Source organism: Pantoea sp. (assembly GCF_028283705.1).
GTDB lineage: Bacteria > Pseudomonadota > Gammaproteobacteria > Enterobacterales > Enterobacteriaceae > Pantoea.
The window spans coordinates 237,752-257,600 of sequence record NZ_JAPWKD010000002.1; the positions used below are offsets into that span (position 1 = coordinate 237,752).

General features: G+C 55.6%; 19 protein-coding genes. 8 read left to right on the forward strand and 11 right to left on the reverse strand.

Annotation, left to right across the window (positions count from 1 at the left end; genetic code table 11):
- Nucleotides 1–245: 245 nt before the first annotated feature.
- The 5 genes from PW844_RS02145 to mntR form a co-directional block, all read right to left on the reverse strand.
- Nucleotides 246–1,769, reverse strand: a complete 1,524-nt coding sequence (locus PW844_RS02145; protein ID WP_299446514.1) for an efflux transporter outer membrane subunit — start codon at nucleotides 1,767–1,769, stop codon at nucleotides 246–248.
- 1 nt (nucleotide 1,770) lies between these two features.
- The gene (locus tag PW844_RS02150; protein ID WP_299446517.1) at nucleotides 1,771–3,339 is read right to left on the reverse strand and encodes a DHA2 family efflux MFS transporter permease subunit; all 1,569 of its coding nucleotides are present in this window, start codon (nucleotides 3,337–3,339) and stop codon (nucleotides 1,771–1,773) included.
- The gene (locus PW844_RS02155; protein WP_299446520.1) at nucleotides 3,336–4,475 is read right to left on the reverse strand and encodes an HlyD family secretion protein; all 1,140 of its coding nucleotides are present in this window, start codon (nucleotides 4,473–4,475) and stop codon (nucleotides 3,336–3,338) included. The genes PW844_RS02150 and PW844_RS02155 overlap by 4 nt, the downstream gene beginning before the upstream one ends.
- Before the next feature lie 185 nt (nucleotides 4,476–4,660).
- Nucleotides 4,661–5,770, reverse strand: a complete 1,110-nt coding sequence (locus tag PW844_RS02160; protein WP_299446522.1) for an SLC13 family permease — start codon at nucleotides 5,768–5,770, stop codon at nucleotides 4,661–4,663.
- 24 nt (nucleotides 5,771–5,794) lie between these two features.
- On the reverse strand, nucleotides 5,795–6,253 hold the full coding sequence (mntR, locus tag PW844_RS02165; RefSeq protein ID WP_299446524.1) for a manganese-binding transcriptional regulator MntR: 459 nt from the start codon (nucleotides 6,251–6,253) through the stop codon (nucleotides 5,795–5,797).
- A 265-nt stretch (nucleotides 6,254–6,518) separates the two neighbouring features.
- Between mntR and PW844_RS02170 the strand changes: the two genes are divergently transcribed.
- A complete protein-coding gene (locus PW844_RS02170) occupies nucleotides 6,519–6,713 on the forward strand; it encodes a hypothetical protein (RefSeq protein ID WP_299446526.1) in 195 nt (64 codons plus the stop codon).
- A gap of 151 nt (nucleotides 6,714–6,864) precedes the next feature.
- Here the strand turns inward: PW844_RS02170 and ompX are convergent, their stop codons facing one another.
- Complete coding sequence (gene ompX, locus PW844_RS02175; RefSeq protein ID WP_299446529.1) at nucleotides 6,865–7,374, reverse strand: outer membrane protein OmpX; 510 nt, start codon at nucleotides 7,372–7,374, stop codon at nucleotides 6,865–6,867.
- A 378-nt stretch (nucleotides 7,375–7,752) separates the two neighbouring features.
- Between ompX and rhtA the strand changes: the two genes are divergently transcribed.
- From rhtA to ybiO, 6 genes are all read left to right on the forward strand, one after another.
- Nucleotides 7,753–8,661 carry a threonine/homoserine exporter RhtA gene (rhtA, locus tag PW844_RS02180; RefSeq protein ID WP_299446532.1) on the forward strand — a complete coding sequence of 303 codons (909 nt, stop codon included), beginning with the start codon at nucleotides 7,753–7,755 and terminating at the stop codon, nucleotides 8,659–8,661.
- A 318-nt stretch (nucleotides 8,662–8,979) separates the two neighbouring features.
- Complete coding sequence (gene dps, locus PW844_RS02185; RefSeq protein WP_036624544.1) at nucleotides 8,980–9,483, forward strand: DNA starvation/stationary phase protection protein Dps; 504 nt, start codon at nucleotides 8,980–8,982, stop codon at nucleotides 9,481–9,483.
- 323 nt (nucleotides 9,484–9,806) lie between these two features.
- Nucleotides 9,807–10,553 carry a glutamine ABC transporter substrate-binding protein GlnH gene (gene glnH / locus PW844_RS02190; protein ID WP_084873635.1) on the forward strand — a complete coding sequence of 249 codons (747 nt, stop codon included), beginning with the start codon at nucleotides 9,807–9,809 and terminating at the stop codon, nucleotides 10,551–10,553.
- An 84-nt stretch (nucleotides 10,554–10,637) separates the two neighbouring features.
- Nucleotides 10,638–11,297, forward strand: coding sequence for a glutamine ABC transporter permease GlnP (glnP, locus tag PW844_RS02195; protein ID WP_084873634.1), 660 nt, complete (start codon nucleotides 10,638–10,640; stop codon nucleotides 11,295–11,297).
- Entirely contained in the window at nucleotides 11,294–12,016 is a 723-nt protein-coding gene (glnQ, locus tag PW844_RS02200) for a glutamine ABC transporter ATP-binding protein GlnQ (RefSeq protein WP_084873633.1), read from the forward strand. Before glnP ends, glnQ begins: the two co-directional genes overlap by 4 nt.
- Before the next feature lie 127 nt (nucleotides 12,017–12,143).
- A complete protein-coding gene (ybiO, locus tag PW844_RS02205) occupies nucleotides 12,144–14,414 on the forward strand; it encodes a mechanosensitive channel protein (RefSeq protein WP_299446538.1) in 2,271 nt (756 codons plus the stop codon).
- 2 nt (nucleotides 14,415–14,416) lie between these two features.
- Here ybiO and rlmF read toward each other — a convergent pair whose 3' ends face one another.
- Nucleotides 14,417–15,340, reverse strand: a complete 924-nt coding sequence (rlmF, locus tag PW844_RS02210; protein WP_299446541.1) for a 23S rRNA (adenine(1618)-N(6))-methyltransferase RlmF — start codon at nucleotides 15,338–15,340, stop codon at nucleotides 14,417–14,419.
- Between the two features lie 134 nt (nucleotides 15,341–15,474).
- On the opposite strand from rlmF, the gene PW844_RS02215 reads away from it, so the two are divergent.
- Nucleotides 15,475–16,107 carry a flavin reductase family protein gene (locus PW844_RS02215; protein WP_299446544.1) on the forward strand — a complete coding sequence of 211 codons (633 nt, stop codon included), beginning with the start codon at nucleotides 15,475–15,477 and terminating at the stop codon, nucleotides 16,105–16,107.
- Here the strand turns inward: PW844_RS02215 and hutH are convergent.
- The 4 genes from hutH to PW844_RS02235 are packed head-to-tail and all read right to left on the reverse strand — an operon-like array spanning nucleotide 16,104 to nucleotide 19,846.
- Nucleotides 16,104–17,594, reverse strand: coding sequence for a histidine ammonia-lyase (gene hutH, locus PW844_RS02220; protein ID WP_299446547.1), 1,491 nt, complete (start codon nucleotides 17,592–17,594; stop codon nucleotides 16,104–16,106). The two genes, PW844_RS02215 and hutH, sit on opposite strands and share 4 nt — an antisense overlap.
- Nucleotides 17,591–18,385, reverse strand: coding sequence for an ABC transporter ATP-binding protein (locus tag PW844_RS02225; protein WP_299446550.1), 795 nt, complete (start codon nucleotides 18,383–18,385; stop codon nucleotides 17,591–17,593). Before PW844_RS02225 ends, hutH begins: the two co-directional genes overlap by 4 nt.
- Before the next feature lies 1 nt (nucleotide 18,386).
- Nucleotides 18,387–19,115 (reverse strand): ABC transporter permease subunit, encoded by a 729-nt coding sequence (locus PW844_RS02230; RefSeq protein WP_299446553.1) that lies wholly within the window; start codon nucleotides 19,113–19,115, stop codon nucleotides 18,387–18,389.
- Between the two features lie 11 nt (nucleotides 19,116–19,126).
- Entirely contained in the window at nucleotides 19,127–19,846 is a 720-nt protein-coding gene (locus tag PW844_RS02235; RefSeq protein WP_299446556.1) for an ABC transporter permease subunit, read from the reverse strand.
- Nucleotides 19,847–19,849: the final 3 nt, after the last annotated feature.

Here is a 19,849-nt window from a genome sequence, read left to right on the forward strand (position 1 = left end):
CCTATAACTTGTACCACCTGCTGGAACTTGCATCGATTTTAAGCCAGCACGTTGTCTGCTGCAGAAGTGAACACAAAGGTAAACAAAGATTAATAGCCTGACAAAAACATGTTTTACGACGGCATTTTTTATTTATGTAATGGTAACGTCGCCCCAGTCACCTCCGGTTAATTTGCCAGGACAATGTCAGCGATGTTATTTCATCGGAGAGAATACCGCAGATAAAAACCCGCGGTCAGCAGGAGTTATTTCACCGTGGTTGCCGGACCAAACACTGAATAGTCCGGCAAGTTGATGTTCTGATAAGGCTCCCAGCCCCCGCCGAGGGCTTTATACAGCGCCACCAGATCCAGTGCCGTTTGCATCCGCGCCTGGGTTAATTGTGCCTGCGCCTGCGCCAGCTGACGTTGCGCATCCAGCACGTCAAGGAAAGTCGAAATGCCCTGACGATAGCTGTCGGTGGCAAGGTCAAAAGCATGTTGCAACGCATCGGCGGTTTCAGTCAGCGCGGTGACCTGCTGCTGATCGGCGCGGTAACTGACCAGCGCATTTTCCACGTCCTGCAATGCGGTAAGCACCGTCTGACGATACGCCAGCGCCGCATTGGCCTGCTCTGCACGCGCCAGTTTCACGTTCGCCACCAGCTGTCCGCCCTGGAAAATCGGTATCGATAACGAGGGGCCGATGCTGTAAAAGTGGCTGCTCCAGTTATCGAGATAGCTGGCATCGGTGTTGCGTACCCCGAGTTGTCCGGTGAGAGACAGACTGGGGAAAAGTTCGGCCACCGAGACGCCAATGTTGGCCGTTTGCGCGTGTAAGGTGGCTTCAGCCTGACGGATATCCGGGCGACGGCGCGCCAGCGTGGAAGGAATGCCGACCGATACCAATTTGGGCAGCACCGGCAGCGGCTTATCGTTCGCCAGTTCGTTATCCAGCGATCCCGGCGTTTTACCCAGTAACACCGCCAGACCATTCATCGCCTGATGTTCCTGCGCCTGATACTGCGGCAGCTGCGCATTAAGCGAAGCCAGTTGCGCACGGGCATTCTCCACATCGGTGAGCGGAGCCATACCATTGCGCTGCTGGCTTTGCGTCAGCTCAGAGGTTTGCTGTGCGATAGCGATTTGCTGTTGCAGCGTTTGCAGCACCGCCTGCGCGCCGCGCAGTTGCAGATAAGCCCGCGCCACTTCCGCCTGTAGCGACACCAGCGCATCATTGCGTTGCTCAATCGCCGCCTGCTGCTGCGCATTGGCCATTTCCATCTGCCGCCGTACTTTGCCCCACAGATCCAGTTCCCAGCTGGCATCGAAACTGCCCTGATACAAATTCACCGAGTGAGTCAGGCCATTAAGCTGATCTGCCACATCGCTGTCTACCTGATTGTAAACTCCGTTCGATTCCAGCAACCCTTTCAGCCCAAGCTGCTGACGCGTCACCTTCGCGGAACCGCTTAAACTGGGAAATAATCCTCCACGTGCCTGCGCCAGCTGTTCACGCGCCCCGGCAATGCGCAGTACCGCCTGTTGTAGCGTCAGGTTATCGGCGATGGCACGCGTAATCAGACTGTCGAGCTGCGGGTCATTAAAGGTTTTCCACCACAGCGGATTGGTGGCGGCGGATAGCGGTTTTGATACTTCCTGTGACGCTAAATCGTGGTAACTGCCCGGCGTTTGCGCATGGGGTGGCTGATAATCGGGACCGACCGCACATCCCGCCAGCAGCAGCGCCAGAGCAGTCAGTGACGGTGCGAAGCGCAACGGCTTGTTCATTTTAATGTGCTCCTGCACTGCCTTCGCTCTTGATCGGCGAAAGCAACCAACAAAAAGGAATCAACAGCAACGCCACGATACTCAGCCCCATAAACACGTCGATATAGGCAAGAATGCGCGCCTGGGCAATCATCTCCTGATAAAGCTGACCGCTGGCAAGTTGCAGCGGATCACCCACCGCAGTGGTGTAATCACGGATGGCCTGCGCCCAGTGTTGCAGCGTCAGGTTAAAGGGTTCGTTCAGTGGCGTCATGTTATGCACCATATTGGCCGACTGCGTCTGCATACGCTCGGTGATCGCGGCGGTCGAGAGCGAAATGCCAATCGATCCCGCGACGTTACGGAACATGGTAAACAACGCCGCCGCATCAGCATTGAGACGCTGCGGTATGGTGACAAAAGCGATGGTGGTCAGCGGCACAAACAGGAAACCGAGGCCAATCGACTGTGCGCTGCGCATCATTACCAGGGTGGTGAAGTCCACATTCGGAGTCAGTCGGGTGGAATAGAGAAACGCCAGCGTCAGACAGGTGAAGCCAAAGGCGATGATGTAACGCGTCTGCACGATTGGCATCAGCTTTAGCACCAGCGGAATGGTGAGCACAATCAACACCGCCCCGGGCGACAGTACTAATCCCGACCAGGTGGCGGTATATCCCAGATCCTGCTGTGCCAGCTGTGGCAACACCACCGAACTGCCGTACAGAATCATCGCCATACCCGCCATCAGCAGCCCGGCAACCCAGAAGTTGCGATCCTTCATCACCGTCAGATCCACCACCGGTTTGCGCACGTACAACAGCCAGTACACAGCCCCGACAATGCCGACCACCGCCAGCCCGGCGAACAACCGGATAAAGTGGGAAGCGAACCAGTCTTCATCTTCGCCACGATCCAGCATCACCTGCAAACAGCCCAGCCCGATGGTGATCAACCCGATACCGATATAGTCGATCTTCAGGCGACCTTTGCTCCACTTGCTTTCCCACGGTGGATCTTCCAGCAGCTGGTAAATCGCCAGCACCGTCAGAATCCCCACCGGAATATTGATAAAGAACACCCAGCGCCAGCTGTAGTTGTCGGTGATCCAGCCGCCCAGCGTCGGGCCAATCACCGGTGCCACGATGATCGCAATGGAGGAGAGGCCAAACGCCTTGCCGCGATCGGATGGTTTGAAATAGTCGAGCAGCACCGATTGCTGCGTCGGCTGCAAGCCCCCGCCGAAGAAGCCCTGTAGCACCCGGAACAGAATGATTTGCCACAGTTCAGTGGCGATACCGCACAGGAATGAACAGACGGTGAACATCACGATGCAGATCATAAAAAACTGCTTGCGGCCAAACAGGCGGGTAAAGAAGGCCGAGATCGGCAGTACGATGCCATTCGCCACCAGGTACGAGGTCAGTACCCAGGTAGATTCGTCATAACTGGAGGAGAGCGATCCCGCGATATGCGGCAACGCGACGTTAACGATAGTGGTGTCGAGGATCTCCATAAACACCGCCAGCGTGACCATGATTGCGACCAGCCAGGGATTGCTGGCCGGTTTCCAGCTCTGGCTGGCACTCATTCCACCGTCACCCTGGGTTCAACCGACAGCCCAAGCGGCAGCGGGTGATTGGCATCAAGACCTTTATCGATGACAATTTTCACCGGGACGCGCTGGACAATCTTGACGTAATTCCCGGTCGCGTTCTCAGCCGGGAAGGTCGAGAAACGTGAGCCGGTGCCCATTTGAATGCTGTCCACATGCCCCTCCAGCTTCAGGCTCGGCCAGGCATCGACACTGATAGCCACTTTATCGCCCGGATTCATGCGTTCAAGCTGCGACTCTTTAAAGTTGGCAATAATCCAGATATCCGGTGACACCAGCGAGAACAACGCCGTCCCTGCCTGCACCAGCGAGCCAATATGGACGTTACGTTTGGTGACGAACCCATCATAGGGCGCACGCACCTGGGTATAGGAAAGATTCAGCTCTGCGGTGTTCAGCTGCGCCTGCGCCTGTTCCACCTGCTGCTGACGCGCTTCAACGTTGGTTTCCTGTGCTCGGATCTGCAAAGCCACCTGTGACGCCACTTCTACCTGCGCTTTCGCGCTCTGCAGCTGTGCCTCAGCAGAACGTAATTGCACCGTGGCGGTATCGATATTGCGCTGTGAGGTAGCACGCGGATCGACGCCGCGCTGGCGACGATAATCAGCCTGCGCATTGAGCAAATTCGCCTGAGCTTTGGCCTGATCGGCCAACGCCTGGTCGCGTTGCGCCGGGTACTGCACGCGTGACAGCGCCAGCTGCGCCTGGGCCTGATGCAGTTGCGCCTGCGCCAGTCCGAGCTGCGCCTTAGCCTGATCGCGCTGCGCGATGTTATCCCGTGGGTCGATTTCCACCAGCAAATCCCCCTGCTTCACCCGCTGGTTATCCCGTACCAGCAGTTTCACCACATAACCGGCGGCTTTGGGCGCGATCGTGACCGCATTGCCTTCGGTAAAGGCATCATCGGTGGTTTCAATATTGCGGTTGCTGAACCAGAACCAGAAAATCACCAGCAGCATGATTACCGCGACAATCGCGAGGATGATCAGTGGCTTTTTGCCGGGGCGTTTACGTTCCGACTCATTGTTTTCTGACGATTGGGAGTTGGTTTCTGCTGCCTGATGCGGATCCTGCGTGTTGCGCGCTGTCGGCTGATTTTCGTTATCACTCATAAGTTGTCATCTTAATCCTGGCCCCGATCCCCGGGCGTAAACGGTCAAGTTAACCTTAGATAAGAAATTGACAAATTCCAGTGTTTCTTTACAAAACGGCGAACGCGCGCATTTTCGGCAAAAATGCGCGATAACATACTGAATATGCGACGGCTAACCGCGCTATGGGAAGAGAATTCGCTGGGTTAGCGCAGCCACTGGAGCAACAACCAGCCACTCAGCATCGACCACGCCAGCATTGGCAGTGAGAACAGATGGAAGCGCCACCAGACGCGGCTATCCTGCGCCATACGCAACGCGATCAGATTTGCCAGCGAGCCAGGCAATAAACCAAAGCCACCGATATTCACCGCCCAGGCCAGAACGTCAGAAGGCGGCACTTTCTGTAGCAGCAAAATGGTTGAGGGGACATTGCTGATGATTTGCGACAGGCCAATCGCCAGCAGGTATAACCCGCCTTCGCCCAGTTGACCAATTTCCGCGAAATACGACTGTAACCACGGCAGGTGCATCAGCAGAAAGACGTCGATAAACATGGCGACAAACACCAGCAGCAGGCTCCAGTCGATGCTGACCAGCACCTGGCGTGCCAGCAGCAGGAAACATCCCGCCACCAGCAGCAATGCCCAGCCGGTGAGTTTGAGTTCCAGCGCCACCACAAACACCAGATACAGCACCACGCTGAGGATAAACAGCGGCTTTTGCCACTGATGTGCCTCAGTCTGGGCATGTTTCTGGATAGTCCGCGCGGAAAAACTCCACCATGTCAGCGCCATCAGCGTCAGCATCAGCCAGGCCGCAAGTGGCAGCATTTGCAGAATAAACCCCGACACGCTCAGCGTGCCGTGGCTCCACAACAAAATATTTTGCGGGTTGCCCACCGGAGTCAGCAGCGAACCGGCATTCACCGCCAGCGCTTCAAAGATGATCAGGCGCGAAATCGGCAGGCGGGAGAACTTACGTAAAGTCAGCGTCAGTGGCACCAGAATAAACAGCGCGACATCATTGGTGAGAAAGGTGGAGAGCAATGCGGCAGCGCATACCATAAACAACGCCAGCGCACGTTCATGGGAAAAGCGCTGGATCAGGCGCGCGCCTAACACATCAAAATAACCGCTGTTTTCCAGGCCTTTGGTCAACATCAATAGCCCGGTAAGCGTCATGATGGTATGCCAGTCAACGGCACCGGGTAACTGCTGCCAGTGGAAATCCGCCATTGGCAGCAAAATCACGCCCAGCAACAACAGCAAATGCAAAATGCGATCACACATTAACGAGCGAAGCACGATGGGCATGGTGGCGGAAGGCCTTAAAAAAAGTTAGCGACTCTCGTAAAACTTCTGGAAAACAGCGAGGGTTTCATCACTGACATGATGTTCAATACCTTCCGAATCACGACGAGCCGTTTCCGGGCTGATGCCCAGCGCCAGCAGGAAAGTTTCCACAATATGATGGCGTGCACGGCTCTCTTCTGCCAGTTTTTCGCCTTCACGCGTCAGGAAAACCCCCCGGTACGGCACCTGTTCCACCAAGCCGGCACTGCCAAGACGTTTCAGCATTTTCGCCACGGTGGGTTGCGAAACACCGAGGCGGGCAGCCATATCGACCTGACGAGCTTCGCCAAATTCACGAATTAAATCAGAGATTAACTCAACGTAGTCATCAATTAATTCACGACGATGCGCTTCGCGCACCTGGCGAAATCCTTCGACATGCTCCTCAATATCTTTAAGCGGTCCCTGTGGCGGGGTGATGGCGCTCTTGGCACGACGACTCATTCAGCTTCCTCTTTATTATTTGCCGTACCAGAACTGCGGTACGGGCTGGCTGCGCTCATTGTAAACCAGGCACAAATAAGCACAAAATTTTCCTAAATAGCATTGGCTAAAGGGTATAGCCGATGCTATATTCGCTGATAATGTAAGCAGCAATGCTCACAAAGGAGGCAAAAAATGCATGAACCCTATTTGCTGTTGCTCCTTTTCCTGCTGTTCATCGCAGGGCTGTGCTTACTGTTACGTCGTCAATAATCGGGAGGTGAACATGACCACCATGAAAAGCTGCCTCGACTGTGGCAAATGCTTCCAGGCGGAAAAAAGCACATCGGCTTTCGAGCTGAAGTCACTGCTGTGCCTGTTGAGCCGCTCACCGTTTGCGCTGCGTCTGATGCTGATCGAAAAGCTCACCGGCAAAAAAATCGCTGAACGTCCCTGCCCGAATCTGATCTGGCGCGGTTAAGCACTCCCACTGACGTACATTTTCCGACGGCGCGATTATCGCGCCGTTTTTGTTTATCAGCTGAAAAATGCCGGATTAATCGCACCGCGACAAGCATAAAAAAACGGCCCATCGGGCCGTTTTTGTTTGCAACTCTGGTCTAAGCAAAAACTTAGAAGCTGTAACCTACGCCAGCAATCCAGGTGCCTACGTCGACGCTGCGGATGCGGCTCTGCTCGTAGCCCACGTCCAGTGCAACGTTCTGAATCGGGTTGAACTGCAGACCGGCACCGTAAGAGAAACCTACGTCGCTGGTGTCAGACTTCTGACGGTCAACACCGTTAGCCTGGAATTTACCGTAGCCGATACCGACAACACCGTAGATGCTCGCCCAGTCATTCAGACGGTAAGCAGGACCACCGGTAATGCCGTAGTACTGGCCTTTGTTGTACACGCCAGCGTCAGTACGGTTTTTCTCGGTATAGGTGAAAGAACCGATCCAACCCAGCGGGTTAGTACCATCTTCGTAACGGTATTTCAGGTTGAAGCCGTTAGCTTTGTTGGCAACACCCTGCATATCGCTCTGAGCGTAACCACCGGTAACGGTGCTCTGAGCCATGGCAGAACCTGCGGATACTGCCAGTACACAAGCCAGTGCTGAAAGACATGCAATTTTTTTCATAACCACCTCAAATGTGATAAAACTTCTCTCCTGACAACGCTGAAAATATAACAAAAAATAGCGCGAAACTCTGCCGCTATTTTGTTGTCTAACAGATTGTTTGGTGTAACAGAAAGTTAATGAAGTTTCCTATGTCATTCATTTTTCTTATAAAAAACGTCATCTTTTTGCAATGAATTTTCTGTCTCCCAGTTACACCTTTAAGTAAATTCCTAAACTAATCTGACATTTCTTTACTTAACTGGCCCTGGATTTGGCTATTTTCGCATCAGTCGTTTCGCTTATTTTTACCTGCTGTGCGCCTCCTTATTTGCCCTCAATTCCTTTACACTGCTGGCTGTTACTTTGATGTTAATAACAGCAGGAATTGATTCCAGGATGTCCGCACCTCTGACTGCCAAAAAACTGACGCCGGTGTTTTTCCCCATCGCGGTGTTGCTGATTGCTATGCTCTCCCTGCAAGGCGGCGCATCTTTGGCAAAATCGCTGTTCCCCACCGTAGGCGCACCGGGTATCACCGCGCTGCGTCTCGGGCTAGGCACCCTGATCCTCTGCGCCATCTTTAAACCCTGGCGTTTGCGCTTCACGCGTGAGCAGCGCATGCCGTTGCTGATGTATGGACTGGCGCTCGGCTGTATGAACTATCTGTTCTATCTCTCTATCCGCACCGTGCCGCTTGGCGTGGCGGTTGGCCTGGAATTTACCGGCCCGCTGACGCTGGCGCTGCTGGGGTCACGCCGCCCGCTGGATTTCCTCTGGGTGCTGCTGGCGGTAACCGGTCTGTGGTTTCTGTTGCCGATAGGCGAAGGGATGAGCCACATTGATCCGCTCGGTGCGTTGCTGGCCGTCGGTGCCGGGGCCTGCTGGGCGATTTATATTCTGGCGGGACAACGCGCCGGGGCCGAGCATGGCCCGGCTACGGTAGCGATGGGTTCACTCGTCGCCTCGATCATTTTTGTCCCACTCGGATTGACCTTTGCGCATAGTGGCATCTGGCATTGGGAAATTTTACCACTGGCGCTGGTGATTGCCCTGCTCTCCAGCGCTATTCCCTATTCGCTGGAGATGATGGCGTTAACCCGCCTCCCTGCGCGCATTTTTGGCACGCTGATGAGTCTGGAACCCGCCATGGCGGCATTATCCGGCATGTTGTTCCTTGGCGAATTGCTGACGCTAAAACAGTGGGTTGCTTTGCTGGCGATCATTATCGCCTCAGCCGGTTCCACTCTGACCATGAAACAAAAAGCAGCGCAAATTAATGAAGTCGATTTAAATCCGCCACAGTGATCGGCCCTATATTCAGCTGGTCGACGGGTCAGCTGAATATATAAACCGTTCTCATTATCACTTTTTAATTGTTACTTCGACCATTCTGTTATTATTTTGCAACATTGATGAACGATAATTAACAGCCATATTTTATCTGACTGATAAAATTGAATTTTTCCACAAACCCTTCTCGCCAGCGTTTTATCCATTGCCGATGATCAATTTGTGTTTACCTATTCCTGATATTGACTGAATCAATCCTGCATCACAGAGAAGTGCTGCTATACTTAGTCCCGTGCTTGATTAGGACAACCCATCAACGAGAGGACTTTAATGATGAGTACCGCAAAACTGGTTAAAACAAAATCTTCCGATCTGATTTACACCCGCAACGACGTGGCTGATAGTGAGAAGAAAGCCACCATTGAGGTTCTCAACCGTCTGGTCGTGGAGTTTATTGACCTGTCGCTGATCACCAAACAGGCGCACTGGAACATGCGCGGAGCGAACTTTATTGCGGTGCATGAAATGCTGGATGGCTTCCGTACCGCAATTACCGATCATCAGGACACCATCGCAGAGCGCGTGGTACAGCTGGGTGGCGTTGCCCTGGGTACGACCCAGGTTGTCAATGACAAGACACCGCTGAAAAGCTACCCGCTTAACATTCACAGCGTGCAGGATCACCTAAAAGCGTTAGCCGACCGTTATGCCATCGTCGCCAACGACGTACGCAAGGCGATCAGCGAAGTGAGTGACGAAGACAGTGCGGATATTTTCACCGCGGCTTCACGTGATCTCGATAAGTTCCTGTGGTTTATCGAATCCAATATCGAATAATCAGCAAATTCCTAATAAGGCGGGTTCTCCCGCCTTTTTTTATGTCTGTGTAACATTCTGGTGCTTTTTTTGACACCGTTAACAATTTCTTCATCCTTGCTTTCCCTGCCCTGCGCTCTGGTGCAAACTGAGATCTGCACCACAACAGCACTGCGCACTATTTTGGTGCCTCACATTGGTGCAAATTCTTCTATACAAGCAAAATCGTGTCAGCCATGCTATGCAAGCTGCTGATTTCGCGACAAATGAAAAGTTGGCATAGTTTTTTCATATGATTAGCCGCAAATCAGGCCAGCTGGTCTGGAAGGTAATAAGGAAAAATGATGAAGTCACTGATTAAAGTCTCCGTGGCAGCCCTGGCGCTGGCCTTCTCCCTTTCATCCACCGCAGCAGACAAAAAACTGGTTGTCGCCACTGACACCGCTTTCGTTCCGTTCGAATTTAAGCAGGGCGACCAGTACGTCGGCTTTGATATCGATCTGTGGGCAGCTATCGCTAAAGAGCTGAAACTGGATTACACCCTGAAGCCAATGGATTTCAGCGGCATCATCCCGGCACTGCAAACCCGTAACGTGGATCTGGCGCTGGCGGGTATCACCATTACCGATGAGCGTAAGAAAGCCATTGAATTCTCAGACGGCTACTACAAAAGTGGTCTGCTGGTGATGGTGCGTGAAAACGAAAACAACATCAAAAGTATCGATGATCTGAACGGCAAAGTCGTGGCAGTGAAAAGCGGTACCGGTTCTGTTGATTACGCGAAAGCGCACATCAAATCGAAAGATCTGCGTCAGTTCCCGAACATTGACAATGCTTACATGGAGTTAGGCACCAACCGTGCTGACGCTGTGCTGCACGATACCCCGAACATCCTGTACTTCATCCACACTGCGGGCAAAGGTCGCTTCAAAGCGGTTGGCGAATCTATCGAAGCTCAGCAGTACGGCATCGCTTTCCCGAAAGGCAGCGACGACCTGCGTGAAAAAGTGAACGGCGCGCTGAAAACCCTGCGTGAAAACGGCACTTACAACACCATCTATAAAAAATGGTTCGGCAGCGAGCCTAAATAATTCGCATTTTGCTCTATTTTTATCTTTGAAGCAGGGCTGATTCCGCCCTGCTTTTTCCATCGCAACAGATTCTGGAGTTCCACCATGGAGTTTGACTGGAGCGTCATTTGGCCTGCCATCCCGATTTTGCTGGAAGGCGCCAAAATGACCCTGATTATTTCGGTCCTCGGCTTGATCGGCGGTTTGATTATCGGCCTGGTCGCCGGTTTCGCCCGCGCTTACGGCGGCTGGATCGCTAACAACATCGCACTGGTTTTCATTGAATTAATTCGCGGTACGCCGATTGTGGTGCAGGTGATGTTTATCTACTTTGCCCTGCCGATGGCTTTCCCGGATTTACGTATTGATCCGTTCACTGCTGCGGTGGTGACCATCATGATCAACTCCGGTGCCTATATCGCGGAAATCACCCGTGGCGCAGTGCTGTCGATCAACAAAGGCTTCCGTGAGGCCGGTCTGGCGCTGGGTCTGTCGCGCCGCGAAACGCTGCGCTATGTGATCATGCCGCTGGCGCTGCGCCGTATGCTGCCGCCGCTGGGTAACCAGTGGATTGTCAGCATCAAAGACACCTCGCTGTTTATCGTCATTGGCGTGGCAGAGCTGACCCGTCAGGGCCAGGAGATCATCGCCGGTAACTTCCGCGCGCTGGAGATCTGGAGCGCCGTTGCCGTTATCTATCTGATTATTACGCTGGTGTTGAGCTTTGTGCTGCGCCGTATTGAGAAAAGGGTGAAAATCCTGTGATTGAATTTAAAAACGTCTCTAAAAATTTCGGCCAGACGCAGGTACTGCACGACATCAACCTGAAGATTAATCAGGGCGAAGTGGTGGTGATTATCGGCCCTTCAGGTTCCGGTAAATCGACGTTGCTGCGTTGCATCAACAAGCTGGAAGAGATCACCACTGGCGATCTGATCGTTGATGGCATGAAAGTTAACGACCCGAAAGTCGATGAACGCCTGATTCGTCAGGAAGCAGGCATGGTGTTCCAGCAGTTCCACCTGTTCCCACAAATGAGCGCGCTGGATAACGTGGCCTTTGGTCCGATCCGCGTGCGCGGTGCAAAGAAAGAAGATGCGCAAAAACTGGCGCGTGAACTGCTGGGTAAAGTGGGGCTGGCGGAACGCGCGCACCACTTTCCGTCAGAATTGTCCGGTGGTCAGCAGCAGCGCGTGGCGATTGCCCGCGCACTGGCAGTGAAGCCAAAAATGATGCTGTTCGATGAGCCAACCTCGGCGCTTGACCCGGAACTGCGTCATGAAGTGCTGAAAGTGATGCAGGATCTGGCCGAAGAAGGCATGACCATGGTGATCGTGACACACGAAGTGGGCTTCGCCCAGAAAGTGGCTTCACGCCTGATCTTCATCGACAAAGGCACCATCGCCGAAGATGGCAACCCAGACGAGTTGATCACCAACCCGCCGAGCGACCGTCTGCGCGAGTTTTTGCAGCACGTGTCTTAAACCGGCCATTATCGTAGCGGCGCGATTTATCGCGCCGCTACATGCTGGTATACATCCCCCCTTTCAGACTCATCTCCCTCCTGCGCTGTCTATACTTTTCCCTTGTGCCAAAATCAGGGAGAAAGCCATGTCGTTTGCCAGCCCACCATGGCGTCGTGCCATCAGCTGGAGTCTGGGTGTTATTTTCCTGTTGCTGATCACGGCTGCCCAGGCCGTCACCCTGCCACAGGCCGCTGTTGCCGCGCAGCAGTCACCGCCACCCGCCGCAACCACCAGCACCGCGCCAACGCTGGAGGATAAAAAAGCCGCCTATGCCGCGCTGGCTAATATTCTGGAAAATAACGATTCCCGTCAGGAGCTGATTGATCAGCTGCGTCAGGCAGCCAATAGTCCCTCCACCAGCCAGCAACCGATACTGGCCCCGCCGCAGGCGGAAGCAGAAGATCCGACGGTGCTGGAAAGCGTCACCAGCGTCACCCGTGAATATGGCGGAGCCGTCGCATCCCAGTTTGTCCGGCTGCACGACAGCATTGCCAACGCACCACACAAGGCCTTCAACCAGCAAACTTTCCTCAATGCCCTGAAGCATTTTGCCGGACTGGCCGCCGCCGTGTTTGCTTTTTACTGGCTGGCGCGACGCCTGATGGGGCCCATCTGGCAACGTATGGGGCGCTGGGGCCGTAACCACAATCTGGAACGCAGCAAATGGCTGCATCTGCCCGCCACCATTGTGCTGGCTTTTATCATTGATTTACTGCTGCTGGCGTTGACGCTGTTTCTCGGCCAGATCATCAGCGACAATTACCACGGTGATAATCGCACCATCGCCTATCAGCAGGGCCTGTTCCTGAATGCCTTCGCGCTGATTGAGTTCTTCAAAGCGGTGCTGCGCCTGATTTTTTGCCCACGCTTCCCTGCCCTGCGCTTTTTTCATTTGTCCGATGCGCGCGCCCGCTACTGGAACACCCGCCTGAGCTGGCTGAGCGGCATCATTGGTTATGGCTTGCTGGTGGTGGTGCCGATTGTGTCCAATCAGGTGAATATGCAGGTCGCTGCGCTGGTTAACATGCTGGTGATGGGGATCATGACGGTGTGGGCGCTGTGGCTGATTTTTCGTAACAAGCGCAATATCCATGAAGAATTATCGCGGCTGGCTGACCGCAGCCTGAGCTTCTTCGCGCTGTTTATCCGCGCCTTTGGCATGGTGTGGCACTGGCTGGCGAGCGCGTATTTTATCGCGCTGTTCCTGTTCTCCATTTTCAATCCCGGCGACAGCCTGAAATTTATGATGTCCGCCACGGTCCGCAGCCTGGCGATCATCGGTATCGCCGCGTTGATTTCCGGCATGCTGACGCGCTGGATTGGCAAAACCCTGACCCTGTCACCGGACATGCGGCGCAACTACCCTGAACTGCAAAAACGCGTCAACGATTGGGTCAAGGCGCTGCTGAAGCTGGCGCGGGTGATCACCGTATTTGCCACGCTGCTAATGCTACTCAATGCGTGGAATCTGTTTGATCTCTGGCACTGGCTGACGTTCGGTGCCGGACAGAAGATGGTCGATGTAATGATCCGCATCGTGATGATCGTGCTGCTTTCGGCGATTGGCTGGACGCTGCTCGCCAGCCTGATTGAAAGCCGTCTGGCTTCCGATTCTCATGGCCGTCCGATGCCCAGCGCCCGTACCCGCACGCTGCTGACACTGTTCCGTAATGCGCTGGCAGTGGTGATCAGCACCATTACCATCATGATTTTACTGTCCGAAGTGGGGGTGAATATCGCCCCGTTGCTGGCTGGTGCCGGGGCGCTGGGGCTGGCGGTGTCGTTTGGTTCGCAAACGCTGGTTAAAGACATCATCACCGGCATCTTTATCCAGTTTGAGAACGGCATGAATACTGGCGATCTGGTGACCATTGGCAGCATCACCGGCACTGTGGAGCGAATGTCGATTCGATCGGTCGGGGTGCGTCAGGATACCGGTGCGCTGAATATTATTCCGTGGTCATCCATCACCACCTTCGCCAACTTTGTGCGCGGTATCGGCTCGTTTGTTGCCAACTATGATGTCGATCGCAGCGAAGACACGGCGAGAGTGAACGCTACCTTGCAGGCCGCAGTGAAGGAGTTACTGGAAAACCCAGAAATTCGTGGCATGGTAATTGGCGAGCCGAGTTTCGCCGGGCTGGTCGGGCTGACCAGCCAATCCTTTACCGTCCGTGTCTCCTTCACCACCCAGCCCCTGAAGCAGTGGTCGGTGAGGTTTGCGCTGGACGACAAAGTGAAGAAACATTTTGACGCGGCGGGAATCAAAGCGCCGCACCAAACGGTAGAGGTGATGCAAACCGGCAACGACGTGGCATCCGCCGCCAGCTTTCCGGCGCTGCCACCGACGCCGTGAGTTTAGCGTTTCAGCCGCTGGGCACGTCCGGCCTCCGGCAGGAAGGTCCAGGCGAGGAAACGGCTCTGTTTCTGGCCCTGCGCCATTTCGATGATGCGGACCTCGTACGCCTCCGCATCACGCAGCTGGTCGCGCAGCGCGGGTAGATTCTCTTTGCGTGAAACCAGCGAGGTGAACCACACAATGCGGTCAGCAAAAGCGACGCTTTCATCGATCATCCGGCCAATAAACCGTCGTTCGCCGCCGTCACACCACAATTCGTTATGCTGACCACCGAAGTTCAGCGGCGTATTTTTCTTTAAACCGAGGTTGCGCACTTTACGCTGGCTGCCCGCCGCCGCTTCTTCTGCCGATGCATGGAACGGTGGGTTACACAGCACCGCCTGGTAGCGTTCATTTTTGTGCACCACACCGGCGAAGATCGCCTCAGCCTGCTTCTGCCGACGCAGACGAATCCCGCGCTGCAAACCCGGATTGCTGGCAACGATATGGTTAGCCGCCGTGATGGCTTCCGCCGTGATCTCGGTGCCGGTAAAGCGCCAGCCGTATTCCGCGTGACCAATCAGCGGATAGATGCAGTTGGCACCGCAACCTATATCCATCACATCCACATCGCGCGGGATCACGCCGCCATTATCGGTGGCCAGCAAATCAGCCAGCGCATGGATATAATCCGCTCGCCCCGGCACTGGCGGCGTCAGATAGCCTTCCGGCAGCTGCCAGTTAAGGTTGTAGAACAGCTTCAGCAGTGCCTGATTGAGCAACATCACCGCCTGCGGATCGGCAAAATCTACCGACAGCTCGCCATAACCGTTCGGGCGCACTTTGTCCGCCAGCGGCGGATGCGCTGCGGTGAGGGCAGCAAAATCATAACGGCCCTGATGGCGATTGCGGGGATGAAAGGGATTGGCGGCTGGCTTGTTCATAGGATCTCCGATAAATAACGCGGCGTAAGATACCCTTTGCCGGACAAAAAAGAAAATCTCTGCTGATGTAGAGTCAGGATGCTAAATTTGTCGCTGCGCAATTTATTGCGCACTTACCCACGCCAGGAGAGGTTATGACGCGTCAACGCTATTCTTATCAACCGCGTGCCGGTCACGGTTTGCCGCACGATCCCCTCAATGCCATCGTCGGCCCACGCCCGATTGGCTGGATCAGTTCGCAAAGCACCAGCGGCCTGCGCAACCTTGCGCCTTACAGTTTTTTTAACTGCTTCAACTATCATCCGCCGATTATCGGCTTTGCCAGCAGCGGCTGGAAAGACAGCGTGCAAAATATCAGCGAGAGCAAAGAGTTTGTCTGGAACCTGGCGACCCGTCCATTGGCGGAAGCGATGAACGAAAGCTCCGCCTCAATACCGCCGGAGCAGGATGAATTCGCGCTGGCGGGGTTAACCCCGATCCCGGCCTCACAGGTAAAGGTCAGCATGGTGGCGGAAAGTCCGGTCAATTTCGAATGCCGCCTGACGCAGCTGATCCGCCTGCAGGATGTACACGGCAGTGAACTGGAGAGCTGGCTGGTGCTGGGGGAAGTGGTGGCGATTCATATTGATGAGCATCTGCTGGAGGACGGCATCTATCAAACCGCCAAAGCGCAACCCATCCTGCGTGCCGGTGGCCCGTCGGCCTATTACGGTATCAGTGAAGCGTCGCGCTTTGATCTGGTGCGGCCGGATGCGCGTCGTGGTTAAAAACGGGTCGCTTTGAGGACCTGCACGGCTTGCGCCATTTCCGGTGCCAGCCAGCGGTCCTCCTGCCAGTTGGCTACTACCGCCCGCAGGCGACGCAATGCCTGCTTTGTGCCGTCTGCCAGCTGGTTTTCCCCGTGGAAATCCAGCGCCTGCGCCGCCAGCAGATACTCAATCGCCAGAATCTGCCACACATTGCCCGTAAGCTTCAGCAGCTTCAATGCCGCGCCGGTGCCCAGGCTGAGATGATCTTCCTGCAAACCGGAAGTGACAAAGTTATCCAGCACCGCCGGTTGCGCCAGCTGGCGGTTTTCCGCACACAGCGAAGCCGCGACATATTGCGCAATCATCATGCCGGAATTCACCCCCGGCTGGGCCACCAAAAACGCCGGTAGTCCGCTGACCAGCGGATTGACCAGCCGATCCAGCCGACGCTCAGCAATGCTGCCCAGCTCCGCCATGGCTATCGCCAGCAGGTCGCAGGCCATGGCTACGGATTCACCGTGGGGATTAGCCTGTGACACCACGCGCCAGTTATCCGCCGTGCCGAGTACCAGCGGGTTATCCGTACAGGCGTTGAGTTCAGTATTCACCTGGCGCTGCGCATGTTCGAACTGATCCCGGCAGGCACCGTGCACCTGTGGCATTGAACGCAGGCTGAGAGCGTCCTGGGTGCGCACGCCGAGGCTGCTCTGCAACAACGGGCTGTCGCTCAGGAGCTGACGCAGCCGTTCACCGCTGCGCTGCATACCCGGGCTGGCTTTCAGCGCGATGATCTCTGCATCGAACGCCGCCAGTTGCCCACGCAGGGCTTCAAAACTCATCGCTCCGGTCATATCGGCACAATCCAGCAGGCGTGCCGCATCGTCCAGCGCCAGCGAGGCCATGCCGGTCATGCAGGGAGTGCCGTTCACCAGGCTCAACCCTTCTTTTGCTCCTGGGCGGAACGGGGCCAGACCGGCCAGCGCCAGTGCCTGTTCGGCAGGCATCGTTTGCTGCTGATACGTCACCTCGCCTATACCCATCAACGCCAGACCGATATGCGCCATATGGGTGAGATAACCGACCGATCCCTGTGACGGGACCTGAGGAATAATCTGTTGATTGAGTAGCGCCAGCAGTTGCTGCACCAGCGCTACCGATACGCCAGATTTACCGTGGCTGTAGTTGGCGATGGCGGCACAGATAATGGCGCGCACTTCATCCGCTGGCAGCAACGGCCCGACACCACAGGCGTGGCTCAGCAGCGTATTGCGCGAGAGCTGGCTGAGTTGCTCCTCCGGCAAGGTGATGTTGCACAAGGCGCCCAGACCGGTGTTGATACCGTAGGCGATATGGCCGCTGGCGACAATATCATCGACGATTTCACGTCCGCACGCGATACGCTGCCAGGCAGCGACGCTCAGGCTGAGCTCAGCGCCGTGGCGCGCCACCTGTACCACATCCTGCCAGCTAAGGGGGCTGTCGCCCCAAATCACCGTTCCGCTCATGCCGGTTGCTCCGTGCGTTGATGGCTGGAGATAAATTGTTTAAAGCGCAGCGAGCCTTGCTCGCCAAACATCGCTTCCGGGGGACCTTCGCAATCAATGGTGCCCTGGTGCATAAACACCACGCGGTTCGATACGTTGCGGGCAAACCCCATTTCGTGGGTAACCACCAGCATGGTGCGCCCTTCCTCCGCGAGGCTGCGCATCACCTTCAGCACCTCCCCCACCAGCTCCGGGTCAAGCGCGGAGGTGGGTTCATCAAACAGCATCACTTCCGGGTCCATCGCCAGCGCGCGCGCAATGGCAACGCGCTGCTGCTGACCACCCGATAGCTGCGCCGGATAGAAATCTTTGCGATTCAGCAGTCCAACCCGATCCAGCAGCTGTTCCGCCTGGGCAATGCAGCTTTTTTTATCGCGCTTCAGGACATAATGCGGCCCTTCAATCACGTTCTGTAGCACCGTCATATGCGACCACAGGTTGAAACTCTGGAACACCATGCCAAGCCGGGAGCGCAGGCGTTCAATCTGTTTCGGATTCGCCGCCAGCTGATGCCCGTGGGCATGGCGCTTCATTTCAATGGTTTCACCGCCCACGCTGACCACACCGGCATCCGGCGTTTCCAGCAGGTTGATGCAGCGCAGCAGCGTACTTTTGCCGGAACCGCTGGCACCGAGAATCGAAATCACATCGCCTTTGCGTGCCTGTAAATTGATGCCTTTCAGCACCTCCATCGCCCCAAAAGATTTATGGATGTCGGTGGCGGATAAGGTAATCGGGGGTAAATCGTGCATATCACTCTCCGGCAATCGGTTTAACGGCGGGCAACGGCTTTTTTTCGACGCGATGCACCGGGGTCAGGCGGCGCTCAAGCAGCGCATACAACTGGACGATAATAAAGTTCAGAATCAGATAGATAGCCGCTGCACACAGAAACACTTCCATGGTGCGATACGTACGCTGAATAATCTGCTGCGCCACGCCGGTGACATCCCACACCGTCACCAGGCTGGCGAGCGCGGTGGATTTCACCAGCAGAATCGCTTCGGTGGAGTACGCCGGTAAGGCATAGCGCAGCATGATGGGTGCGATAATGCGCCGCAGTAACAGGCCGCGAGACATACCACAGGCCAGCCCGGCTTCAACCTGGCCCGGCGGCACCGCCAGCAACGCACCACGCAGAATCTCAGCGGTGTACGCGGCAGTACACAGCGCCAGCGCCAGCACCGCGCAGGTAAAGGGTTCGCGCAGAAACGGCCAGACAAAACTGTGGCGAATCACACCAAACTGGCCGAGCCCGTAATAAATCAAAAACAGCTGGATCAGCAGCGGTGAGCCGCGAAACACCAGGATGTAGCCGCGCGCAAAACCACTCAGTAGCCGCCAGCGGCTCATACGCAGCGTCAGAATGCCCAGCGCCAGCACCCCGCCGCACAGGAATGAACTGATAAACAGGCCGAGCGTAACCGGCAGCGCGGCGCTCAGCTTGAGAAAGGTGTCAGTGAGAAAGGTAAAATCGAACATCGCGCTGCTCCTTAATGCTGTGCCGCAGTGCGACTTTGCCAGGCACGGCCGAGGCGCGATTCCGCGCGACGAAATGCATGGTTGGAAAGCAGAGTCAGTACCAGATAACAGGCACCGCCCACCATATAGAAGGTGAAGTAGTCACGGGTAGATCCGGCAGCCACCTGGCTGGCTCGCATCAGTTCGACGATGCCGGTGACGGACACCAGCGCCGAGTCCTTCAGGCTCATCTGCCAGACATTCGACATGCCGGGCAGCGCATAGCGCACCACCTGCGGCAGCAGAATGCGCTGGGCGATGCGAAGCCGAGGCATCCCGATGGCGACAGCAGCTTCGATCTCGCCTTTCGCCAGCGCCAGCCGCGCCGCCCGATACACTTCCCCCTGGTAAGAACCTGAGATAAGCCCGATAGCCAGTGCCCCAATCAGAAACGGCGGCGCTTCAATAAAGCCATCCGCCCCGAACATCTGACCGACGAGGGTGATCAAACCGGAGCCACCGAAGTAAAACAGGTAGATCACCAGCAGTTCCGGGATGCCACGAAACACCGTGGAATACGCCTCTCCCAGCCAGCGCAGCCAGCGTTGCGTGGAGAGTTTAGCCGCCGCAACACCCGCACCGACCAGCGCGCCGATCATCAATGCCGCCAGCGAGAGCAGCAACGTGGTTAACGTGGCGCTCAGGATCAGGCGGCCCCAGCCGTCTGCAACAAAACTCAGCAGGCTCATCATGGT

What these genes read in the sequence shown, in the direction of transcription:
- PW844_RS02145 (WP_299446514.1), bottom strand. Translation starts at nt 1,769, where the DNA reads ATGAACAAGCCGTTGCGCTTCGCACCGTCACTGACTGCTCTGGCGCTG.
- PW844_RS02150 (WP_299446517.1), bottom strand. Translation starts at nt 3,339, where the DNA reads ATGAGTGCCAGCCAGAGCTGGAAACCGGCCAGCAATCCCTGGCTGGTC.
- PW844_RS02155 (WP_299446520.1), bottom strand. Translation starts at nt 4,475, where the DNA reads ATGAGTGATAACGAAAATCAGCCGACAGCGCGCAACACGCAGGATCCG.
- PW844_RS02160 (WP_299446522.1), bottom strand. Translation starts at nt 5,770, where the DNA reads ATGCCCATCGTGCTTCGCTCGTTAATGTGTGATCGCATTTTGCATTTG.
- mntR (WP_299446524.1), bottom strand. Translation starts at nt 6,253, where the DNA reads ATGAGTCGTCGTGCCAAGAGCGCCATCACCCCGCCACAGGGACCGCTT.
- PW844_RS02170 (WP_299446526.1), top strand. Translation starts at nt 6,519, where the DNA reads ATGACCACCATGAAAAGCTGCCTCGACTGTGGCAAATGCTTCCAGGCG.
- ompX (WP_299446529.1), bottom strand. Translation starts at nt 7,374, where the DNA reads ATGAAAAAAATTGCATGTCTTTCAGCACTGGCTTGTGTACTGGCAGTA.
- rhtA (WP_299446532.1), top strand. Translation starts at nt 7,753, where the DNA reads ATGTCCGCACCTCTGACTGCCAAAAAACTGACGCCGGTGTTTTTCCCC.
- dps (WP_036624544.1), top strand. Translation starts at nt 8,980, where the DNA reads ATGAGTACCGCAAAACTGGTTAAAACAAAATCTTCCGATCTGATTTAC.
- glnH (WP_084873635.1), top strand. Translation starts at nt 9,807, where the DNA reads ATGAAGTCACTGATTAAAGTCTCCGTGGCAGCCCTGGCGCTGGCCTTC.
- glnP (WP_084873634.1), top strand. Translation starts at nt 10,638, where the DNA reads ATGGAGTTTGACTGGAGCGTCATTTGGCCTGCCATCCCGATTTTGCTG.
- ybiO (WP_299446538.1), top strand. Translation starts at nt 12,144, where the DNA reads ATGTCGTTTGCCAGCCCACCATGGCGTCGTGCCATCAGCTGGAGTCTG.
- rlmF (WP_299446541.1), bottom strand. Translation starts at nt 15,340, where the DNA reads ATGAACAAGCCAGCCGCCAATCCCTTTCATCCCCGCAATCGCCATCAG.
- PW844_RS02215 (WP_299446544.1), top strand. Translation starts at nt 15,475, where the DNA reads ATGACGCGTCAACGCTATTCTTATCAACCGCGTGCCGGTCACGGTTTG.
- hutH (WP_299446547.1), bottom strand. Translation starts at nt 17,594, where the DNA reads ATGAGCGGAACGGTGATTTGGGGCGACAGCCCCCTTAGCTGGCAGGAT.
- PW844_RS02225 (WP_299446550.1), bottom strand. Translation starts at nt 18,385, where the DNA reads ATGCACGATTTACCCCCGATTACCTTATCCGCCACCGACATCCATAAA.
- PW844_RS02230 (WP_299446553.1), bottom strand. Translation starts at nt 19,115, where the DNA reads ATGTTCGATTTTACCTTTCTCACTGACACCTTTCTCAAGCTGAGCGCC.
- PW844_RS02235 (WP_299446556.1), bottom strand. Translation starts at nt 19,846, where the DNA reads ATGATGAGCCTGCTGAGTTTTGTTGCAGACGGCTGGGGCCGCCTGATC.